The sequence below is a fragment of the Flavobacterium sp. ACN6 genome, from assembly GCF_002304005.1.
GTDB lineage: Bacteria > Bacteroidota > Bacteroidia > Flavobacteriales > Flavobacteriaceae > Flavobacterium.
Genome location: NZ_MRCQ01000005.1, coordinates 329,005 through 348,012 on the forward strand (window position 1 = coordinate 329,005; position 19,008 = coordinate 348,012).

General features: G+C 33.9%; 16 protein-coding genes. 12 read left to right on the top strand and 4 right to left on the bottom strand.

Annotated features, from left to right (window positions below; genetic code table 11):
* Positions 1–2: 2 nt before the first annotated feature.
* The 3 genes from BSF42_RS10350 to panC form a co-directional block, all read right to left on the bottom strand.
* Positions 3–1,154 (bottom strand): alpha/beta hydrolase, encoded by a 1,152-nt coding sequence (locus BSF42_RS10350; RefSeq protein ID WP_095953036.1) that lies wholly within the window; start codon positions 1,152–1,154, stop codon positions 3–5.
* Between the two features lie 200 nt (positions 1,155–1,354).
* Entirely contained in the window at positions 1,355–1,705 is a 351-nt protein-coding gene (gene panD / locus BSF42_RS10355; RefSeq protein WP_026727479.1) for an aspartate 1-decarboxylase, read from the bottom strand.
* A 14-nt stretch (positions 1,706–1,719) separates the two neighbouring features.
* Complete coding sequence (gene panC / locus BSF42_RS10360; RefSeq protein WP_095953006.1) at positions 1,720–2,598, bottom strand: pantoate--beta-alanine ligase; 879 nt, start codon at positions 2,596–2,598, stop codon at positions 1,720–1,722.
* A gap of 77 nt (positions 2,599–2,675) precedes the next feature.
* On the opposite strand from panC, the gene BSF42_RS10365 reads away from it, so the two are divergent.
* The 12 genes from BSF42_RS10365 (at position 2,676) to BSF42_RS10420 (ending at position 17,648) form a co-directional block, all read left to right on the top strand.
* Entirely contained in the window at positions 2,676–3,482 is an 807-nt protein-coding gene (locus BSF42_RS10365; RefSeq protein ID WP_095953007.1) for a glycogen/starch synthase, read from the top strand.
* A 21-nt stretch (positions 3,483–3,503) separates the two neighbouring features.
* Positions 3,504–5,138, top strand: coding sequence for a DUF4270 domain-containing protein (locus BSF42_RS10370; RefSeq protein WP_095953008.1), 1,635 nt, complete (start codon positions 3,504–3,506; stop codon positions 5,136–5,138).
* Between the two features lie 9 nt (positions 5,139–5,147).
* A complete protein-coding gene (gene glmS, locus BSF42_RS10375) occupies positions 5,148–6,998 on the top strand; it encodes a glutamine--fructose-6-phosphate transaminase (isomerizing) (protein WP_095953009.1) in 1,851 nt (616 codons plus the stop codon).
* A 306-nt stretch (positions 6,999–7,304) separates the two neighbouring features.
* The gene (locus tag BSF42_RS10380; RefSeq protein WP_095953010.1) at positions 7,305–10,136 is read left to right on the top strand and encodes a TonB-dependent receptor; all 2,832 of its coding nucleotides are present in this window, start codon (positions 7,305–7,307) and stop codon (positions 10,134–10,136) included.
* Positions 10,137–10,218: 82 nt separating this feature from the next.
* Positions 10,219–11,745 (top strand): SGNH/GDSL hydrolase family protein, encoded by a 1,527-nt coding sequence (locus BSF42_RS10385; RefSeq protein ID WP_095953011.1) that lies wholly within the window; start codon positions 10,219–10,221, stop codon positions 11,743–11,745.
* A gap of 236 nt (positions 11,746–11,981) precedes the next feature.
* Positions 11,982–13,493, top strand: coding sequence for a F0F1 ATP synthase subunit beta (gene atpD / locus BSF42_RS10390; RefSeq protein WP_095953012.1), 1,512 nt, complete (start codon positions 11,982–11,984; stop codon positions 13,491–13,493).
* A gap of 92 nt (positions 13,494–13,585) precedes the next feature.
* Positions 13,586–13,867 (top strand): F0F1 ATP synthase subunit epsilon, encoded by a 282-nt coding sequence (locus BSF42_RS10395; protein ID WP_095953013.1) that lies wholly within the window; start codon positions 13,586–13,588, stop codon positions 13,865–13,867.
* A gap of 141 nt (positions 13,868–14,008) precedes the next feature.
* On the top strand, positions 14,009–15,145 hold the full coding sequence (locus tag BSF42_RS10400) for a pyridoxal phosphate-dependent aminotransferase family protein (protein WP_095953014.1): 1,137 nt from the start codon (positions 14,009–14,011) through the stop codon (positions 15,143–15,145).
* 2 nt (positions 15,146–15,147) lie between these two features.
* Positions 15,148–15,552, top strand: a complete 405-nt coding sequence (locus BSF42_RS10405; RefSeq protein ID WP_095953015.1) for a hypothetical protein — start codon at positions 15,148–15,150, stop codon at positions 15,550–15,552.
* A gap of 117 nt (positions 15,553–15,669) precedes the next feature.
* Complete coding sequence (locus tag BSF42_RS10410; protein ID WP_095953016.1) at positions 15,670–16,533, top strand: TraB/GumN family protein; 864 nt, start codon at positions 15,670–15,672, stop codon at positions 16,531–16,533.
* A gap of 7 nt (positions 16,534–16,540) precedes the next feature.
* Entirely contained in the window at positions 16,541–17,044 is a 504-nt protein-coding gene (locus BSF42_RS10415; RefSeq protein WP_095953017.1) for an RNA polymerase sigma factor, read from the top strand.
* Entirely contained in the window at positions 17,034–17,648 is a 615-nt protein-coding gene (locus BSF42_RS10420) for a hypothetical protein (RefSeq protein WP_095953018.1), read from the top strand. Before BSF42_RS10415 ends, BSF42_RS10420 begins: the two co-directional genes overlap by 11 nt.
* Before the next feature lie 45 nt (positions 17,649–17,693).
* Here the strand turns inward: BSF42_RS10420 and BSF42_RS10425 are convergent.
* Positions 17,694–19,008, bottom strand: a 1,315-nt coding sequence (locus BSF42_RS10425; RefSeq protein WP_141248446.1) for a T9SS sorting signal type C domain-containing protein, incomplete at its 5' end; no start/stop codon positions are given.

Genomic DNA, 19,008 nt, shown 5'->3' on the forward strand with positions numbered 1-19,008 from the left:
ATTTACTTTTTTTTCGAAAGTGTATTCATTTCGTCGATTTTCTCATACATCAAATCTTTGTTCAAATCTCCAATCGGCTCCATTTGCGAAGCGTTTTGGTATTTTTTTGAAGCATGTTTAGGATCGCCTTGTTTTTCATACATTAATCCTAGTTCATATTCTCCCAGCATAGCTTTTGGATAATTTACATTTCCTATTTCGGCCATTTTGCCTAACTCGCTGTAAGCATTATTTCTTAAAATAATATTTTCTATAACTTTAAAATCACTCATACGAACTGGAATTTGTACTCCCAGAACTTTTGACATTTCACTGTATTTGTTTTCCAAATATTCGGCATAACCAGATTGAAGAACGGCAATTTTATTGTTGTACTCGGCAGAATTTATTGGTCTGTAAACCTCAAAAATCTGATAAAGTGCACTTGGAATAGAATGCAGTACTTCTGTATAATGTGTTGTGCCTTTAAATAATTCGTATTTGTAATTTACTAACGGATTATTTGCAATTTTAATATTGCTGTCTAATTTTTCTATTGGTTCTTTTATTTTTTTAATATCGCCTTCGGAAGCAGATAAATAATAGAAAATAGGCTCTTTAATTTTGGCAAATTTTTCCGGAATACGAACTTCCATTTTTGGCGCTAATTCTGGACTCAAACAGATATAAGCATTGAAAATTGGATTTTCTTTGTATAAATAAAAATTGGCAAAACTTGCTGTTAAATCATGTCCGGCAATAATCCTGAAAGGAGAAGTGCGGTATTTTTTTTCAATGTACGGAATTAATTCTGCTCCAATAAATTCAAAAAACTGCGCTCCTTTTTCAAAAGGAAGTCCGTTATTCTGGTCGATTGTTGTGTCGTCAAAACGTTCACCGTCTTTGTTTTGGTGAATTCCGATAATAATCATTTCTGGAATATCATCCCAATAAGAACCATAACTTACCGCTCCAGAAAAAGGATCAAATAAGTAATCTCCATCTAATAAATAAAGAACAGGATATTTTTTGTCTTTGTTTGCCTCGTAAGAAGCAGGAAGTCCAATCGTAATTCTACGTTCTTCTCCCAGTTTTTCCGATTTAATATTATCAAACGTTTTTTGGGCAAAAGACGAGATTGAAATTAAAATCGCTAGTAGGTAAACTTTCTTCATGATTTGTGGCATTTCAGTGAATTAAAAAGTATTAAAAATAGTGTAGCAATATACTATTTTATTTGCTTCTTTGTTAAGCAGGTTTAAATTTGAAGCACAGTGTTTTAGAGTCAAAATCATTTCTGATTGAGACAAAAGAGGAGTTTTTTGTGCAAAATAACTTTTGACAAATAAGGGAAATTCTAAGAAAAAAGAAAAGATTAAGTCAGCGAATTGTCATTTTCATTAGGGAAAATAATCCAAGGCTTGAAAGTTTTAGCTTCTTCAAATTCTAGGGTAGCATAAGAAATGATAATGATGATATCATCTTTTTGAACTTTTCTTGCTGCAGGACCATTCAAAGTGATTTCGCCTGAATTTTTTTCACCTTTAATCGCGTAAGTTTCAAAACGTTCGCCATTATTAATATTTACGATAGATACTTTTTCGCCTTCAATAATGTTTGAAGCTTCTAGTAAAGTTTCATCAATAGTAATACTGCCAATATAATTTAAATCGGCACCCGTTACTTTAACGCGATGAATTTTTGATTTTATAACTTGAATTTGCATGCTGCAAAGTTAGATTAATTTAATGAAATGGTGTCAATCAGTCTTATAGAATTAACAAATACCGCTATAAATGCGCGATATTTTTTATCATTCTCTTTCTGATCGATAGGTAAAAGTGTGGATTCGTCAGCAATGACAAAATATTCAAGTTCAAACTCTTTATTGTCTTTGAAAGAATTTTCTACAAATTCAACAGTTTCTTCTGGAGTTTGAGTTTGAAAAATGTCTTTTGCTTCGATTAAAGTTTTGTAAATGATAGAAGCATCTTTTCTTTCCTGTGCAGTTAATCGTTCGTTTCGGGAACTCATAGCCAGCTGATTTTCTTCTCTAAAAATTGGACAGCCCACAATATTTACGGGTAAATTTGTTTTCTCGACCATCTTTTTAACTATCTGAAGCTGCTGAAAATCTTTCTCTCCAAAATAAGCATTTGTTGGAGTTACAATTTCAAAAAGTCTTTTTACGATTGTTCCAACGCCATTAAAATGCCCCGGCCTGAATTTTCCTTCCATTTGATTTTCCAATCCATCAAAATCAAAATCTTGAGAAATTGTGTTTCCTTCGTAAATATCTTCGACAGAAGGTGCGTATAAAATGATTTTGTCACTTAATGTACGCATTTTCTTAATATCTTCTTCCAGTGTTCTTGGATATTTTGCCAGATCTTCAGGATTGTTAAATTGAGTTGGATTGACAAAAATGCTTACAACTGTATCGTCGTTTTCTTTTAACGAACGCTGCATTAAAGCCAAATGACCTTGGTGTAAAGCGCCCATTGTAGGTACAAATCCAATAGTTGAATTTGCGGTTTTGATAGTTTTAAGATAGGCTATCAAAGCTGCTTTACTGTAGAAAATATGCATTGAGGTATTATTAAAATTTAGTGCAAACATAATATATTAGTTATAAACTGCATAAATTTTTGTAATTTTGCGACGTTTTTATTACCAAAATTAAGTAAAATACTATTATGAAAGATAAGAGGATATTATATGTATCATCTGAAGTCGTGCCTTATTTGGCTGAAAATGAGGTTTCTTTAATGTCTTATGACGTTCCAAAAATGATTAACGATCAAGGCGGTCAGATAAGAATTTTCATGCCAAGATACGGGAATATCAACGAGAGAAGACATCAACTGCATGAAGTAATTAGACTTTCTGGGATGAATTTGGTAGTGAATGATTTAGATATGCCATTGATTATCAAAGTTGCATCAATTCCAAAAGAAAGAATTCAGGTTTACTTTATTGATAATGATGAATACTTTAAACGTAAAGCAACCTTTGCAGATGAGGAGGGTGTTTTATATCCTGATAATGACGAAAGAGCAATTTTCTTTGCAAAAGGTGTTGTTGAAACAGTAAAGAAATTAAACTGGGTTCCGGATATTATTCACGTTCACGGCTGGCTTGCGGCGATGCTTCCAATCTACATGAAGCATTATTATAAAAATGAAGCATTATTTTCTGAAACTAAAATTATTACTTCTGTTTACGGACAGTCGTTTGATGAAAATTTAGATTTGGAGATGATAAATAAAGTTAAATTTGATGGTGTTCCACACGAAGCTGTTTCAGATTTAGAAGTTCCAAATTATGAGAATGTTTTAAAAGCTAGCATATTACACTCTGATGGAGTAATTATAGCATCAGAAAATGTTTCTCCAAGTTTAACAAAATTTATAGAATCTTCAGGAAAACCTTTTTTACCTTTCGCCCCGAAAGATGCATTTGCTGACGCTTATACAAATTTCTATAGAACGTTTGGACTTTAAATTTTAACTTTATTATAAAACATGTATAATACTTCTTTTATTAAGAAATTTCTTTTAGCTTTAATTGTTGTTTGTTTATATTCTTGCGATAAAGATTTTAATGCAATTGGTGATGGTTTAATTGGGGATGATCATTTTGGTCTTGAACCAGAAGAATATAGTGTTTTAGCTTTTAATCAAGAAGTAACGCCAATACAGTCTAATAATTTGGCTGTAAATGCTTTGGGTATTTTTACTAATCCGTTGTTTGGTACTACTACGGCTAACTTTGCTACACAATTGGCTTTAGCTTCATATCCAGTTACAATTGGAGAATCTCCTGTAATTGAAAGTGCTGTACTTACTATTCCCTATTTTAATCATATAACTGCCACTGGTACTGATGGAGCAAATACATATGTGCTGGATTCTATCTATGGAGGTCAAGGAAAGGATTTTAAATTAAAGTTGAGTGTATACGAGTCGGGTTATCAAATGAGAAGCAGTTATTTTAGCGGTGGTTCTCAATTGCCTCAATTCTATTACACAGACCAAAACAATGATTTTTTTAGTAATGCAAATAAGGCATTGTTGAATAATGGACCAGTTCAAGAAAATGTAGAATTCTATTTTGATCCTGCTGAAATTGTAACTAAAACGACTGATCCTGATACTAAAGTGGAAACAGTTACGAGAACGGCACCACAAATGGTGCTTAATCTTAGAAAAGATTTTTTTCAAGAAAAGATTTTAAATGCACCAGCATCGAAGCTGTCTAGCGAGGATCTTTTTCAAGAATATTTTAGAGGTTTATATTTCATGGTAGAAAAATCGGGGGCTAACAGTAATATGGCTATGTTAGATTTTTCTAAAGGTGTGATTACTATTAAATATAAAGCTAAAACTGCTGCGACAACGGATGGAGATGCAACTGAGGATAAGCAAATTTTAGTGAACTTCAAATCTGTTCTTTCTGGTGCCGTTGCGAACACAGCTAGTTTTCTTCAAGATGATCGAGAAGCTAATTATCAAAATGCTGTTACAACAAATGTGAATGAAACCGCAGGCGACGAGAGACTGTATTTAAAAGGTGGTCAGGGTTCTCTGGCGGTTGTAAAACTTTTTAATCAGACAGATGTACTTAGTTATAATGCTGATGGTACTGTAAAAACTGGAGCAAATCAGGTTCCTGATGAATTAGACGAAATTAGAAATAATGTTGTCTATAAAAACTGGAAAGTAAACGAAGCAAATCTTGTTTTTTATATTGACGCTGATAAAATGGGTACTACAAAAGCGCCACAGAGAGTTTACTTGTATGATTTAACCAATAATACTGTTTTGGCAGATTATTCTGCAGACCCTGCAGATCCTTTTGGCGGTTTGATTATTCTTGATTCTGATAAAAAAGGAAAAAGCTATAAACTTAGAATTACAAGTCATATTCGTAATCTTATAAAAGATGCGACAGCTAAAAATGTTGATTTAGGAATAGTTGTTTCTCTAAGTGCTGGGGTTGTTGCCTCAAATGCATTAAAACAAAAGAACGAAACTATATCACAAGCGCCGAGAACATCGGTTATGAGTCCTTTAGGTACGATCTTATATGGCGGAAAAGCTTCTGTTCCAGATGATAAAAGATTAAAACTTCAGGTCTACTACACGAAACCAAATTAATAAATATATATGTGTGGAATTGTTGGATATATCGGTCATAGAGACGCTTATCCTATTGTAATCAAGGGGCTAAAGCGACTTGAATACAGAGGGTATGATAGTGCCGGCGTTATGTTGTATGACGACGAGTCGGGTATAAAAGTTTGTAAAACAAAAGGTAAAGTGTCAGACCTTGAAGCTAAAGCTGAAGAAGGTTTTACAATAAATGGAAATATTGGAATTGGACATACACGTTGGGCTACACATGGTGTTCCGAATGATGTAAATTCACATCCTCATCTTTCAAATTCTGGAGATCTTGCGATTATTCATAATGGAATTATCGAGAATTATGCTCCGCTAAAAGAAGAGCTTATAAAAAGAGGCTATACTTTTAAATCGGATACAGATACGGAGGTTTTAGTTAATTTAATAGAAGAAGTTCAGAAGAAAGAAAAGATTAAATTAGGTAAAGCAGTTCAGATTGCATTGAATCAAGTTGTTGGAGCATATGCAATTGCTGTTTTTGATAAAAAAAATCCAAACGAACTTGTTGCGGCTAGATTAGGAAGTCCGTTAGCAATTGGAGTTGGTGAAGGAGAGTATTTTATTGCTTCTGATGCATCGCCATTTATCGAATACACTTCTAATGCGGTGTACTTGGAAGATGGAGAAATGGCAAATATCAGACTTCACAAGGCAATCAAAATTAGAAAAATTAAAGATGACTCTTTGGTTGATCCTTATATTCAGGAACTTCAATTAAATTTGGAGCAGATTGAAAAAGGCGGCTATGATCATTTTATGTTAAAAGAGATTTACGAACAGCCAAGTGTTATTAAAGATACTTACAGAGGAAGACTTCATGCAAATGAAGGAATTGTTCAAATGGCAGGTGTTGAAGATAATATTGAAAAATTCTTAAACGCTAAGCGAATTCTAATTGTTGCGTGCGGAACTTCTTGGCATGCAGGTTTAGTAGCAGAATATATCTTTGAAGAGTTTACACGTATTCCTGTTGAAGTAGAATATGCTTCTGAATTCAGATATAGAAATCCAATTATCAATAAAGATGACGTAGTTATAGCTATCTCGCAATCTGGTGAGACTGCAGATACTATGGCGGCTATAAAACTGGCTAAAGAAAACGGAGCATTTGTATTTGGAGTTTGTAACGTTGTTGGTTCTTCTATTTCTAGAGAAAGCCATGCAGGTGCTTACACGCATGCTGGACCAGAAATTGGAGTTGCTTCTACAAAAGCATTTACTACTCAGATCACTGTTTTAACTATGATCGCTTTAAGATTAGGAAAAGCAAAAGGAACATTATCAAATACAGATTTCCGTACCTATCTTCAAGAATTGGAAATCATTCCTGAAAAAGTTGCTGAAGCATTGCAGACTAATGATAAAGCAAAAGAAATTGCGGCTGCTTTTAAAGATTCGCCAAACTGTCTTTATTTAGGTAGAGGTTATAATTTCCCAGTTGCTTTAGAAGGTGCTTTAAAGTTAAAAGAGATTTCATATATCCATGCCGAAGGTTATCCAGCAGCGGAAATGAAACACGGTCCAATTGCTTTAATTGATGAACTTATGCCTGTTATTGTAATTGCTCCTAAACAAGGACATTATGATAAAATTGTAAGTAACATTCAGGAAATTAAATCAAGAAGCGGTAAAATTATTGCTGTTGTTACAAAAGGAGATACTCAAGTACGCGAATTGGCAGATTACGTAATCGAAATTCCAGAAACTTCAGATGCGTTGTCTCCATTAGTTACGACAATTCCGTTACAATTACTTTCTTATTACATAGCTGTAATGAGAGGTTGTAATGTTGATCAGCCGCGTAACTTAGCAAAGTCGGTTACAGTAGAATAGATTTATTTTAAAATATAAATATGTTAAAAAAGCGAGATTTAGGTCTCGCTTTTTTTTATTATCAATTTTTTTTTCAGGTTATGCATTTTTATGAATTTTTCAGTTTTTTGTCAAAAATTTATATGTATGCATAGTAAATTGGTTTTTCTTCTTGTTTTCTTTGTTTTTATTACAACAAATTCAATTAGCAAATAGTTAAAATATTGTACAAATACCTGGTAAATATTAATTTTATTTAACGTTTTTTTATGTATATGGAAATATTTGTTTATTTTGGCTATATATACTAACAAAAAAACTAACCCAATGAGAGTCTACTTGCTAATTATGTTGTTATTCAGCGGAATATCTTTTGCGCAGAATACAATAACAGGTTCGGTTACAGATGGTAACAAACAATCTATTCCTGGTGCCAATGTTGTTGTTGTCGGTGAGAATAGTGGTGCTTCCACTGATTTTGACGGATCATTTAAATTGACGACAAATACTAAACTGCCTTTTTCTGTAAAAGTTTCTGCGGTGGGATTTGAATCAAAAACGATTAATGTAATGACAGTTAATCAAAAACTGAATGTAATTTTAATAGATGAAGAAACTAAATTAGATGAAATAGTAGTTTCTGCTTCTAGAACACCAGAAAGGGTTTTAGAATCTCCAGTGACAATTGAAAGAATGGGTATTCAGGAAATTAAAAGAACGGCTTCTCCGACTTTTTATGATGGTTTAGAAAATATGAAAGAGGTACAAATGAATACCAGTAGTATGTCTTTCAAATCAATCAACACCAGAGGATTTGCCGCCGTTGCCAATACGCGTTTTATGCAGTTGGTAGACGGTATGGATAACTCCTCTCCTTTATTGAATTTCGTTTTAGGAAACATGATTGGAGTTTCGGAAATTGATGTGCAGAGTGTGGAACTTCTTCCAGGTGCATCATCTGCATTATACGGTGCGAATGCATTCAACGGAATTTTATTTATGACGAGTAAAAGTCCGTTTACAAACCAAGGAATTTCTACTTATTTTAAATATGGCGCAACTTCTCAAGAAGCTGCGGGTACAAATAGTTACTATGATTTTGGTATTCGATTTGCTCACGCGTTCAATAAATATTTTGCTGCGAAAGCGAACTTCACTTATATGCAGGCTACAGATTGGTATGCTACAAATTATAATGATAAAACAAGAAATGGTTTAGACAGAACAGATCCAAGTTATGATGGTATAAATGTGTATGGTGATGAAGCTTCGACAAACATTAAAGGAGTTGGTTTAAAGCTTGAATCAATGGGGATAATTCCTGCAGGAGCATCTAATCTTCTGCCAAATTCAATTGTAAGCAGAACTGGATATAATGAAATAGATTTGACTGATAATAAAGCAGCAAATAAAAAAGTTGACTTTTCTTTTCATGGAAGGCCTTTTGGAGATGAAAGATTAGAAATCATTTGGCAAAGTAAATTTGGTACTGGTAATGCGGTTTATCAGGGAGCGAACAGATATTATTTAAATGACTTTTTTATGCAGCAGCATAAATTAGAATTTAAAGGAAAGAACTTTTTTGTGAGAGGTTATATGACTTCCGAAGATGGAGGGCATTCTTATGATATGGTTTTTACGGGTATTAATGTAAATAGAAAATGGAAAGACGATAATACATGGTTTGGTCAGTATGCTGGAGCGTATATTCAAGGGACTTTGGCTGGTATGACACCGCAGCAGGCGCATGCAGCGGGTAGAGCAACTGCGGATACAGGTCGTTTTTTACCCGGAACAGCGGAGTTTAAAAACGCTTTTAATCAAGTTATAAATGAAGAAGATGTTCTTTCTGGGTCAAAATTGGTAGATAACTCAAAAATCTATCATTCTGATGCAAACTATAACTTTAGAGATTTAATAAAATTTGCCGAAATTCAGGTTGGAGGTTCGTTTAGGGCGTATGAGTTGAATTCTCATGGTAGAATTTATACGGATGCAAATGGCCCAATCAATTATAATGAGTATGGAACGTATGCTCAATTGATGAAAAAATTCATGGATGACAGATTGAAATTTACTGGCTCTCTTCGTTATGATAAATCTAAAAACTTTGATGGAAACTTTTCACCGCGTTTGTCTTTAGTGTATTCAGGTGGAGAGAAGAGAAATCATAATTTTAGAGGATCTTTCCAAACCGGTTTTAGAAATCCTTCAACTCAAGATCAGTATATCGGGTTTAATATTGGAAGTGCTGTGTTGATTGGTTCTGCGCCAGACAACTTAACTAGATTTAGTGAGACGTTCGCATTAAGCGCTGAAGGGCAGTCTTACAGCAATGGCAATGCTACAAAAGATATGACAGGTGTAGATGCTTATGGTAACTCTTACTTAGCGAGTTCGGTTAGTGCTTTTTCTGCAATGGCAGGAAGTAATCCAATCGCAGCGGCGGCATTATTAAAAAAATCAACAGCCAATTATGTAAAACCTGAAGAAGTGAAAGCGTTTGAGGTAGGGTATCGTTCTGTTTTTGAAGGTATGTCTGTTGATCTTAATGCTTACTATAATATCTACAATAACTTTATTGGGAATTTAAATGTAATTGCTCCTTATTACGGAACAGCTCAAGATAATCCAAATCTTGCTGCGGGAACTACAGATGCAGGTGTTCAATCAGTAAGAGCTATTCAAAATGGAGAATATAGAGTGTATCAATTGTATACTAACTCAGATGTCGAAATACATTCATTAGGTTTTGGTGTTGGACTTTCTAGAAAAATAATTTCTGATTTTGAATTAGGGGTGAATTACAACTATGCTCAATTTGATTTTGATCAGGAAAAAGACGCGAGTTTTGAAGCTGGTTTTAATACGCCAAAACATAGAGTTAAAATGTCAATTGGAAATGATAAACTATTTAAAAATTTCGGATTTAGTGTAAGTGGAAGATGGAATAGCGAATACGAATGGCAGGCAGGTTTTGCTGATGGTATAATTAAGTCTGCAACTGTAATTGATGCTCAGATAAATTATGGAATTCCAAAATTGAAATCGGTTGTAAAATTAGGTGCGGCAAATATTGGTGGAAAAGAATACTATCAAGTTATCGGAGCAGGATTAATCGGACAGCAGTATTTTGCTTCTTGGACTATTAACCCATAATTGATTATTAACTCAAAGTAAATTCATTATTTAGGTTTCTGAATTAATATTTGGAAATAGATAATTTTAAAATATAGAAATTATGATAAAAAATTTCAAGTGGCTTGTATTGGTTTCATTAACCTTTATGGCTTGTAATAGTGATGATGATGTAGTTGTTCCTGTAGATTCGTCTGATGGTAAACCTTTGACCGCGGGAAGTGCAGATTTTTCTAAATATGTTGCACTAGGAGATTCTTTTGCAGCGGGTTTTAGTGATAATGCTTTATTTATTAAAGGGCAGGAAGGAGCTTATCCGAATATTTTAGCGCAGCAGTTTGCTTTAGTTGGAGGAGGAGAATTTAAAACGCCTTTTTCAAATGATAATATAGGAGGATTGTTATTGGGTGGAAATGTTATTTTTGGTCCTAGACTATATTTTAACAGCACTCCAATTCCAGTTGAAGGAACTCCGACAACAGAAGTTACAGCACATTTGTCTGGAACTTTTGGTAATTTAGGAGTGCCTGGTGCTAAAAGCTTTCATTTGCTGGCTCCTGGTTATGGTAATCCCGCGGGTGTGGCCACGGGAACAGCAAATCCTTACTTTGCTCGTTTTGCATCAAGTACAACAACTACAGTTTTGGCGGATGCTTTAAGTCAGAACCCTACTTTTTTCTCTCTATGGATTGGAGGGAATGATGAATTAGGTTATGCAACTGCAGGTGGAGATCCAACGGTAAATCCTTTGACGCCTACTGCGACTTTTGATGCCACGTATAAGGCTTTAGTTAGTCAGCTCGTTTCTGGAGGAAGAAAAGGAGTTGTGGCTAATTTGCCAGTTATTACAACGCTGCCTCATTTTCATGTGATTACGTATAATCAGTTGACGCAAGCTAATTTGAGTGTAGGCGGAGTTAGTTTGGTAAGTACATTAAATGCTCAATTGTACGGGCCTTTACATAATGCTTTGGCTTTTTTAGGACAAGGAAATAGAATCAATCTTTTGTCTGCAACAGGAAATAATCCGTTGTTAATTGTAGACGAAACGTTACCTGATCTTTCAGCAAATTTAAGAGCGGTTTTAATGGGTGGTGGATTAGATGTTACTACTGCTACGGTGATGGGACAGATTTTTGGAAGAGCCAGACAGGCGCTTCCTACAGATTTAATTGTTTTAGGTGCTTCATCTAGAATTGGGAAAGTTCCAAGTGTAGCGGCTGATGGAGTTGCTTCGCCTTCGCCTTCTTTGTCGCAATTAGGCGTTACTTTTCCTTTGCCAGACAGATATGTTTTACTGCCTTCTGAAGTAGCGGAAATTGGAGTTGCTACTGCGGCTTATAATTTGACTATAAAAACTGTTGCCGAGGCAAATGGCTTAGCTATTGTCGATGCAGAATCAATAATGGCTGATTTAAATAAGCCAAACGGAATTACAATGAATAATTTTACATTGAAAGCGACATTTGTTACCGGTGGAATGTTTTCGTTAGACGGGGTTCATCCTACTCCAAGAGGATATGCATTTATTGCTAATAAATTTATCGAAGCGATTAATGCTAAGTATGCTTCAAACTTAAAAGGTGTGGATATTGGTAATTATCAGGTTTTGTTTCCTGCTAAATTGTAATAAAAACTATTTTAACTTGAAAAAACCGCTCATTTTTAGGATGCAGCGGTTTTTTTTCTTTTGCTTAAAAAAATGCTGTTTTTGTTATTTTTTAAGGAAGTTTTATGAATCAAACAAAATCATGGTATTTTTTATGAAAAAAAAATTGATTTTATATTTTAAAAAATTATCTTTGCGCTCTGAAAAAAGAGGTATTTTCGATAAACCTAAATAGCTATTTAATAAATACATAAGTAATGTCAAAAGTAATAGGAAAAGTTGCTCAAATCATTGGACCAGTAGTAGACGTAGTTTTCAACGGTAAAGATGTTGAACTTCCAAAAATTTATGATTCACTAGAAATCACTAAAAAAGACGGAACTATTTTAGTTCTTGAAGTACAATCTCACATTGGAGAAAACACTGTTCGTACAATCTCTATGGACTCTACAGACGGTTTGTCAAGAGGATATGAAGTAGTTGGAACAGGAAATCCAATCCAAATGCCAATCGGTCCGGATGTATACGGAAGATTATTTAATGTAATTGGAGATGCGATTGATGGTTTAGGAAACTTGCCAAAAACAGGTGAAAACGGTTTGTCTATTCACAGACAAGCTCCTAAATTTGAAGATTTATCAACTTCATCTGAAGTTTTATTCACAGGTATCAAAGTAATCGATTTGATCGAGCCTTACGCAAAAGGAGGTAAAATTGGATTGTTTGGTGGTGCAGGTGTTGGTAAAACAGTATTGATTCAGGAGTTGATCAACAATATTGCAAAAGGTCACGGTGGACTTTCAGTATTCGCTGGAGTAGGTGAAAGAACACGTGAAGGAAATGACTTACTTCGTGAGATGTTAGAGTCAGGAATTATTAAATACGGTGATGATTTCATGCACTCTATGGAAAATGGAGGATGGGATTTATCTAAAGTAGATATGCCAGGAATGAGAGAGTCTAAAGCTACTTTCGTTTTCGGACAAATGAATGAGCCTCCTGGAGCTCGTGCACGTGTGGCACTTTCAGGATTATCTATTGCTGAGTATTTCCGTGATGGAGCTGGATCTGATCAAGGTAAAGATGTATTATTCTTTGTTGATAATATCTTCCGTTTTACACAAGCAGGTTCTGAGGTATCAGCACTTTTAGGTCGTATGCCATCTGCGGTAGGTTACCAACCAACTTTAGCAACTGAAATGGGAGCTATGCAAGAGCGTATTACATCTACAAACAAAGGATCTATTACATCTGTACAAGCGGTTTACGTTCCTGCGGATGACTTAACTGACCCGGCGCCGGCAACAACGTTTGCTCACTTAGATGCTACAACAGTATTGTCTCGTAAAATTGCTGAGTTAGGTATCTATCCTGCGGTTGACCCGTTAGATTCTACTTCAAGAATTTTAACTCCTCAAATCTTAGGAAATGAGCACTACGACTGTGCACAAAGAGTAAAAGAGATTCTTCAAAAATACAAACAATTACAAGATATCATCGCTATTCTTGGTATGGAAGAGTTATCTGAAGAAGATAAATTATCTGTATCTAGAGCACGTCGTGTACAACGTTTCTTGTCTCAGCCTTTCCACGTTGCGGAGCAATTTACAGGTATCCCAGGTGTATTAGTTGATATTAAAGATACTATCAAAGGATTTAACATGATTATCGATGGTGAGTTAGATCACCTTCCAGAAGCTGCTTTCAACTTGAAAGGTTCTATTCAAGATGCAATCGAAGCTGGAGAAAAAATGTTAGCTGAAGCATAATCAAGCAAAGCTTGATAAACATCAAAAATAAAAATTCCAAATTCCAATATTGGAATTTGGAATTTTATAATTTGGAACTTTAAAAAACAGTTATGATTTTAGAAATAGTATCACCAGAAGCTAAATTATTTTCGGGAGAAGTAACATCAGTTACTTTGCCAGGAGTTGATGGAAGCTTTCAGATTTTAAATCATCACGCGCCAATTGTTTCTATTTTAGAAGAAGGAACGATTAAAATTGCAGCTCCAAGCTTCAGTTTTTCTAAGGAAGCAGTTGATAAATTCAAGAGAGTAAATGACCAAACTTATACTTTAGATATTAAGTCAGGAACTATCGAGATGAAAAACAATAAAATAATTGTATTAGTTGACTAAAACAATTTTACAATAAGCAAAAGCCAGACAGATTTGTCTGGCTTTTTTGTTTTTACTTCTGGAAGATTAATATATTTTAAACAGCAGATTCTTTAGTCAGCTGTATATTTTGTCGTAACTTCAATTTTATAACTTTGCTTTATGAAACTGCCTGAAAACCTCAATAATAAAATAGAAAATTATAAGCAGCACAATCTGCTTAGAAAACTGCCTGCATTTAATAATGTAGTTGATTTTTCTTCTAATGATTATATTGGGTTTGCAAAATCGGAAGTTATATTTAGAAATGTTCATGCCTATTTGGTGGAAAACGAAATATTTCAGAACGGTTCTACAGGTTCAAGATTGATTTCTGGAAATCATTCTCTTTATCCAATTGCGGAAAATTTTATAGCCCAATTTCATGATGCAGAAACTGCTTTAATTTTTAATTCGGGTTACGATGCCAATATTGGTTTTTTTAGCGCTATACCGCAGGAAAATGATGTTGTTTTGTATGATGAACTCTGTCATGCATCAATAAAAGATGGAATTGCAATGTCTAGTGCTCAATCCTATAAATTTATCCACAATGATTTTGAAAATTTAGAAGAGCTGATTCTTAAATTTCAAGGTTCAGCGATTTATATTGTTACTGAAAGTGTCTTTTCAATGGATGGAGATACTCCCAATTTGGAAGAATTGATAATGCTTTCAGAAAAATACAATTGTTATCTAATTGTTGACGAAGCGCACACACTTGGTGTTTTTGGAGACAAAGGAGAAGGTCTAATTCAATACTTGCAATTGCAGGATAAAATTTTTGCTCGAATTATGACATTCGGAAAAGGTTTAGGATGTCAAGGTGCAGCGATTTTAGGATCTGCTGAACTCAAAGAATATCTTGTGAATTTTGCAAGAAGTTTTATTTACACAACGGGTTTGTCTCCAAATGCTGTCGCGACAATCTTTACAGCTTATCAACAGTTAGAGTTGGAAAATGAAGCAATTCAAAAACTTCGCGAAAATATTATATATTTCAATCAGCAGAAAAATTTATTAGGACTAAAGCCAATGTTTGTACACAGTAAATCTGCGATACATTCTGCTATTGTTCCCGGCAATGAAAATGTAAAACAGCTGGCACAAGAACTTCAAGATAAAGGATTCGATGTGCAGGCATTTCTTTCACCAACCGTTCCAGAAGGGCAGGAGCGTCTGCGTTTTTGTATTCACAGTTTTAATTCTCATCAAGAGATTAATCAGGTTTTAGAATTGGTAAGGGATTTTATTTTTTAATTATGGAAGAAGAATTTAAGTTGGTTCAAAGTTATCAATATTCATCAGAAGCGCTCATATTTAGTGGTAAGCTGGAATCTGAAGGAATTGAAGTTTACATTCGTGATCATCATGTTGTAGATTCAAATCCGATTTGGAGCAACGCCGTTGGAGGAGTTAAACTCTTCGTTGAAAGTAAAGACTTTAAAAGAGCAAATGAAATTCTATTATCAGTAAGCCAATATTCCTTAGACGAAAAAAATAATTTAATTAAATGTCCTAAATGCGATGCAGAACAAGTAGAAATGGTTACTTCAATAAAAGATATTAAATCATTTTTCGCATTTCTTCTTTCACTGCTTTTTGTTGTGATGCCTTTTTACTCAAAATATAGATATAAGTGCAATAATTGTAAAGCTGAATTTTAGATAAAAAATGTTTCCAAAATCCTCTTTTTATGGATTTTAAAAAAGTTTACAGTTTTTTTTGTAACATTTTGATTATTCGATTACTTACGAGTAGTAATCAAATAAACCAAATATAATATGAAAACAATCTTTCAATCGATAATAGCAGTATTTATATTCTTTTTTACTATTGCTGGTGCGGCACAGACAAAATCTCCAAAACTCGAAAATTCTCTGCTTTGGGAAGTTTCAGGAAAAGGTCTTACTAAACCGTCTTACTTATATGGAACCATTCATATGATTTGTTCAAAGGATTATTTTTTATCCGAAAAAGCAAAAAAGGCATTTGAAGCTTCAGACAAATTATTTTTAGAAATCAATTTTACAGATCCTGCAGAAATGAGTCAGATGCAGCAATTGGCGATGGGAAAAGAACCGCTTAGTAAAAAGTTAAGCCCAGAACAATTGGTAAAATTAGATGTAATTTTAAAGAAGAGCACCGGAATGAATGTACAGCAAGTAGACAGCTTTAGTCTTTTGACTGTCTTGAGTTTAATTTCTATGAAAAGTTTTGGCTGTGCGGACCTTAAGTTTTATGAAATGGAATTTTCAGATGCAGCTAAAAAAAGAAATGTTCCCATTTTTGGTCTTGAAACCGTTAAATCGCAATTTGAAATTCTGGAAAATGCCTATTCAAATGATGAGGTTTTAAAGCTTCTGGAAGAATCAACTTCTGAGGAAACGGATGGATTAGTTACTGCATATAAAAATGAAAATATTGATGCTATGTATGCTTTAACAACCGATGAAAAATTTACAACCGAGAAAACAAAAAAGCAGATTCTTGATAATAGAAATGTAAACTGGGTAAAAGTTATGCCTGAGTTAATGAAGCAAAATGGGATTTTCTTTGCAGTTGGAGCGGGACATTTGGGAGGTGAGCTTGGCGTTATTAATTTATTGAGAAAAGAAGGATACACTGTAAAACCTGTAATGAACTGAATCTGTTTTGAAAGAGAAAGAACAAGAATTTTTGAATCGGATAGAAAGCCATAAGGGAATTTTGTATAAAGTTTCTAAGATGTACATGGATAATTTTGATGATCAGCAGGATTTGTTTCAGGAAATTGTCTGCCAGCTTTGGAAGTCGTATGATTCTTTTCGAAATGAAAGCCAGTTTTCGACTTGGATGTATAGAGTTGCTGTAAATACCGCCATTGTGTTTTTAAGGAAAGAAAAACGAAAGGTTGATAAATATGAAATCGCTTCAGAGAATATAAAGGAAGACGAAAATGATGCTCATATAAAAGAAAGTCAGCTGGATCATTTTTACAAAGCGTTGCAAAGACTGGAAAAAATCGATAAGGCCATAATTTTCTATCAATTAGAAGGTTTCTCTCATAAAGAAATAGGTCAGAATCTCGGAATTTCAGAAGGAAATGCCAGAGTAAAATTAAACAGAGCGAAAGAAAAATTAAAAGAAATTATAAAAAATCAGGGATATGGATTTTAACGATATACAAAATGCCTGGAATAACGAAAAACCTGAAAATGTTATTCTGCCGAAAGACTTAGAAAAAATCCAATCTGCTAATACGCCATTGGATAAAATTAAAAAAAATCTAAAAAATGAATTTATTTACCAAATATTTTCTGTTGTTTTAATAGGGATAGTTCCTTTAATATGTAGTTTTTCACCGAAAATAACTTTGTTGTATTATTTGCTTTACAGTCTTTTCGTAGCAGTTTGCGTGTTCTATCTGGCAAAATTTTATTTCTTTTACCAACGATTGAATAAGACAGCTTTGACGACAAAAGACAGTTTGTATGAGACCTATTTTGATATTAGATTAAATATGGAATTGTATAAAACGTTTGGTTTTGCATTAACACCGTTTTTAGTTTTGTATTTACTGGGTTTTTACTACTATACATTTACAAAAATACCAGGATTTTTGGATCAGGAATTCTCTAATGGACAATTATTTGGATTCTTTTTGATTGTTGTTTTTGTAGTGCTTTTTATGGGGATTTCTTTAGAATGGTGGGTTCATAAATTTTATGCAAAGTCTGCCAAAGAAATAAAGAAAGTAATTGACGAATTAAAAGAAGAATAAAAACAAGAAACCCATCAAATTTTGATGGGTTTCTTGTTTTATGAATTAGTTGATTATTATTTTTTTTGTCGAAACATGACCATTCTGTAAACTGGTTTTTACCATCAAAACCTGATTTCCAGTCTGCAAATTCGAAATTTGGAATTCTGTGCTGTTGATTTTCTTTTTGCTGAATATTTCCTGACCGAGTACATTATAAATAGTTACATCATTGATTGCTTCTTTTGAAGCAGTAATTTTTACTATTTTATTTTTGACTGAAACTATAATTCCATCTGAAATATTCTCAAAATCGTCTGTTCCTAATGTTTTAGAAGTAAAACGAAGAACAAAACGGCTGTTGAATGATCCTTCAGCTGTTGTGAACTTATAATCTTCCAGACGCAGATTTGTTGTTTTTCCTGTTTCCTTATCTTCCAAATATACATCTTGATTATCAAAAATTCCATCAGCATGATCAATTGAAATGGTGTAATCGCCTTTAGACGATAACTTATATCCTAAAGGAACTTGGTCACTCTTTTCAAACGGTAATGCACGTCCTTGTATGGTTAGTTTTTTATTGCTGTTAATACTGTAAAAATCGACAAAATTATTAGCGCCCATTGAAACAGCATCATAATTAAGGTCAATAATATTTGTTGCACCTTCGATGTAGCCTAACAAAATTTGTTTGAAAACGCCGTCTGAATTTGTAAAATTCAGCCAGACACGATTTTTCTCAATATCCTCAGATGCTGCTGTTTTGTAAAACTGGCCGTTATTGCCTGGTCTTCGTATAGCATTATTAAAGATTACTGTTGCGGCTTCTGGTCTTGCAAAAAATCCCTGCGCAGCTGCAATATATCCATTAAAAGGAGTTCCGCTTCCTCCTACAGTAGATCCTGAAGCATTGAAGGCGGTAAAGTCACTATTATAATAAAATTTACCATCAGCAGGGTTTAGGATTGGAAGCGATTCATGTCCCCAGAAATACAAAGTACCTAAAGCTGGATTATCAGTCATTAACTGCTGTGCACTTATCGCAGACGGATAAGGGTTTCCAATTAAATTCCATTTTCCATCTAAAACAGGAACAGGGATAGTTCCGTTATTAGGAACACCTGTGAACTCAGCAGTAAAGTTAGACGGTACGTAAACATCTGCAGATTGAGGGGCTCTTATATTATAGCCTTTACCCGTCTCCATAACCATTTTTCCATAATAGTCGATGGTCCACTTTCCTGCATCTGAATCGTAATATTGATATTTGTCCCAAAGTGTATTTGGTGATAAGTGGTGCATTGTAAAACCAGATTTTGTAACTGGCATTGACCAGTAGGTAAGATCGAAAAGACGAACAGAAATATCTCTTTTATAA

Excerpts from the sequence above, each read along its gene's own strand:
- BSF42_RS10385 (WP_095953011.1), top strand. The coding sequence starts at position 10,219 with ATGATAAAAAATTTCAAGTGGCTTGTATTGGTTTCATTAACCTTTATG.
- atpD (WP_095953012.1), top strand. The coding sequence starts at position 11,982 with ATGTCAAAAGTAATAGGAAAAGTTGCTCAAATCATTGGACCAGTAGTA.
- BSF42_RS10380 (WP_095953010.1), top strand. The coding sequence starts at position 7,305 with ATGAGAGTCTACTTGCTAATTATGTTGTTATTCAGCGGAATATCTTTT.
- BSF42_RS10400 (WP_095953014.1), top strand. The coding sequence starts at position 14,009 with ATGAAACTGCCTGAAAACCTCAATAATAAAATAGAAAATTATAAGCAG.
- panD (WP_026727479.1), bottom strand. The coding sequence starts at position 1,705 with ATGCAAATTCAAGTTATAAAATCAAAAATTCATCGCGTTAAAGTAACG.
- BSF42_RS10395 (WP_095953013.1), top strand. The coding sequence starts at position 13,586 with ATGATTTTAGAAATAGTATCACCAGAAGCTAAATTATTTTCGGGAGAA.
- BSF42_RS10350 (WP_095953036.1), bottom strand. The coding sequence starts at position 1,154 with ATGAAGAAAGTTTACCTACTAGCGATTTTAATTTCAATCTCGTCTTTT.
- glmS (WP_095953009.1), top strand. The coding sequence starts at position 5,148 with ATGTGTGGAATTGTTGGATATATCGGTCATAGAGACGCTTATCCTATT.
- BSF42_RS10420 (WP_095953018.1), top strand. The coding sequence starts at position 17,034 with ATGGATTTTAACGATATACAAAATGCCTGGAATAACGAAAAACCTGAA.
- BSF42_RS10410 (WP_095953016.1), top strand. The coding sequence starts at position 15,670 with ATGAAAACAATCTTTCAATCGATAATAGCAGTATTTATATTCTTTTTT.
- BSF42_RS10405 (WP_095953015.1), top strand. The coding sequence starts at position 15,148 with ATGGAAGAAGAATTTAAGTTGGTTCAAAGTTATCAATATTCATCAGAA.
- BSF42_RS10370 (WP_095953008.1), top strand. The coding sequence starts at position 3,504 with ATGTATAATACTTCTTTTATTAAGAAATTTCTTTTAGCTTTAATTGTT.
- BSF42_RS10365 (WP_095953007.1), top strand. The coding sequence starts at position 2,676 with ATGAAAGATAAGAGGATATTATATGTATCATCTGAAGTCGTGCCTTAT.
- panC (WP_095953006.1), bottom strand. The coding sequence starts at position 2,598 with ATGTTTGCACTAAATTTTAATAATACCTCAATGCATATTTTCTACAGT.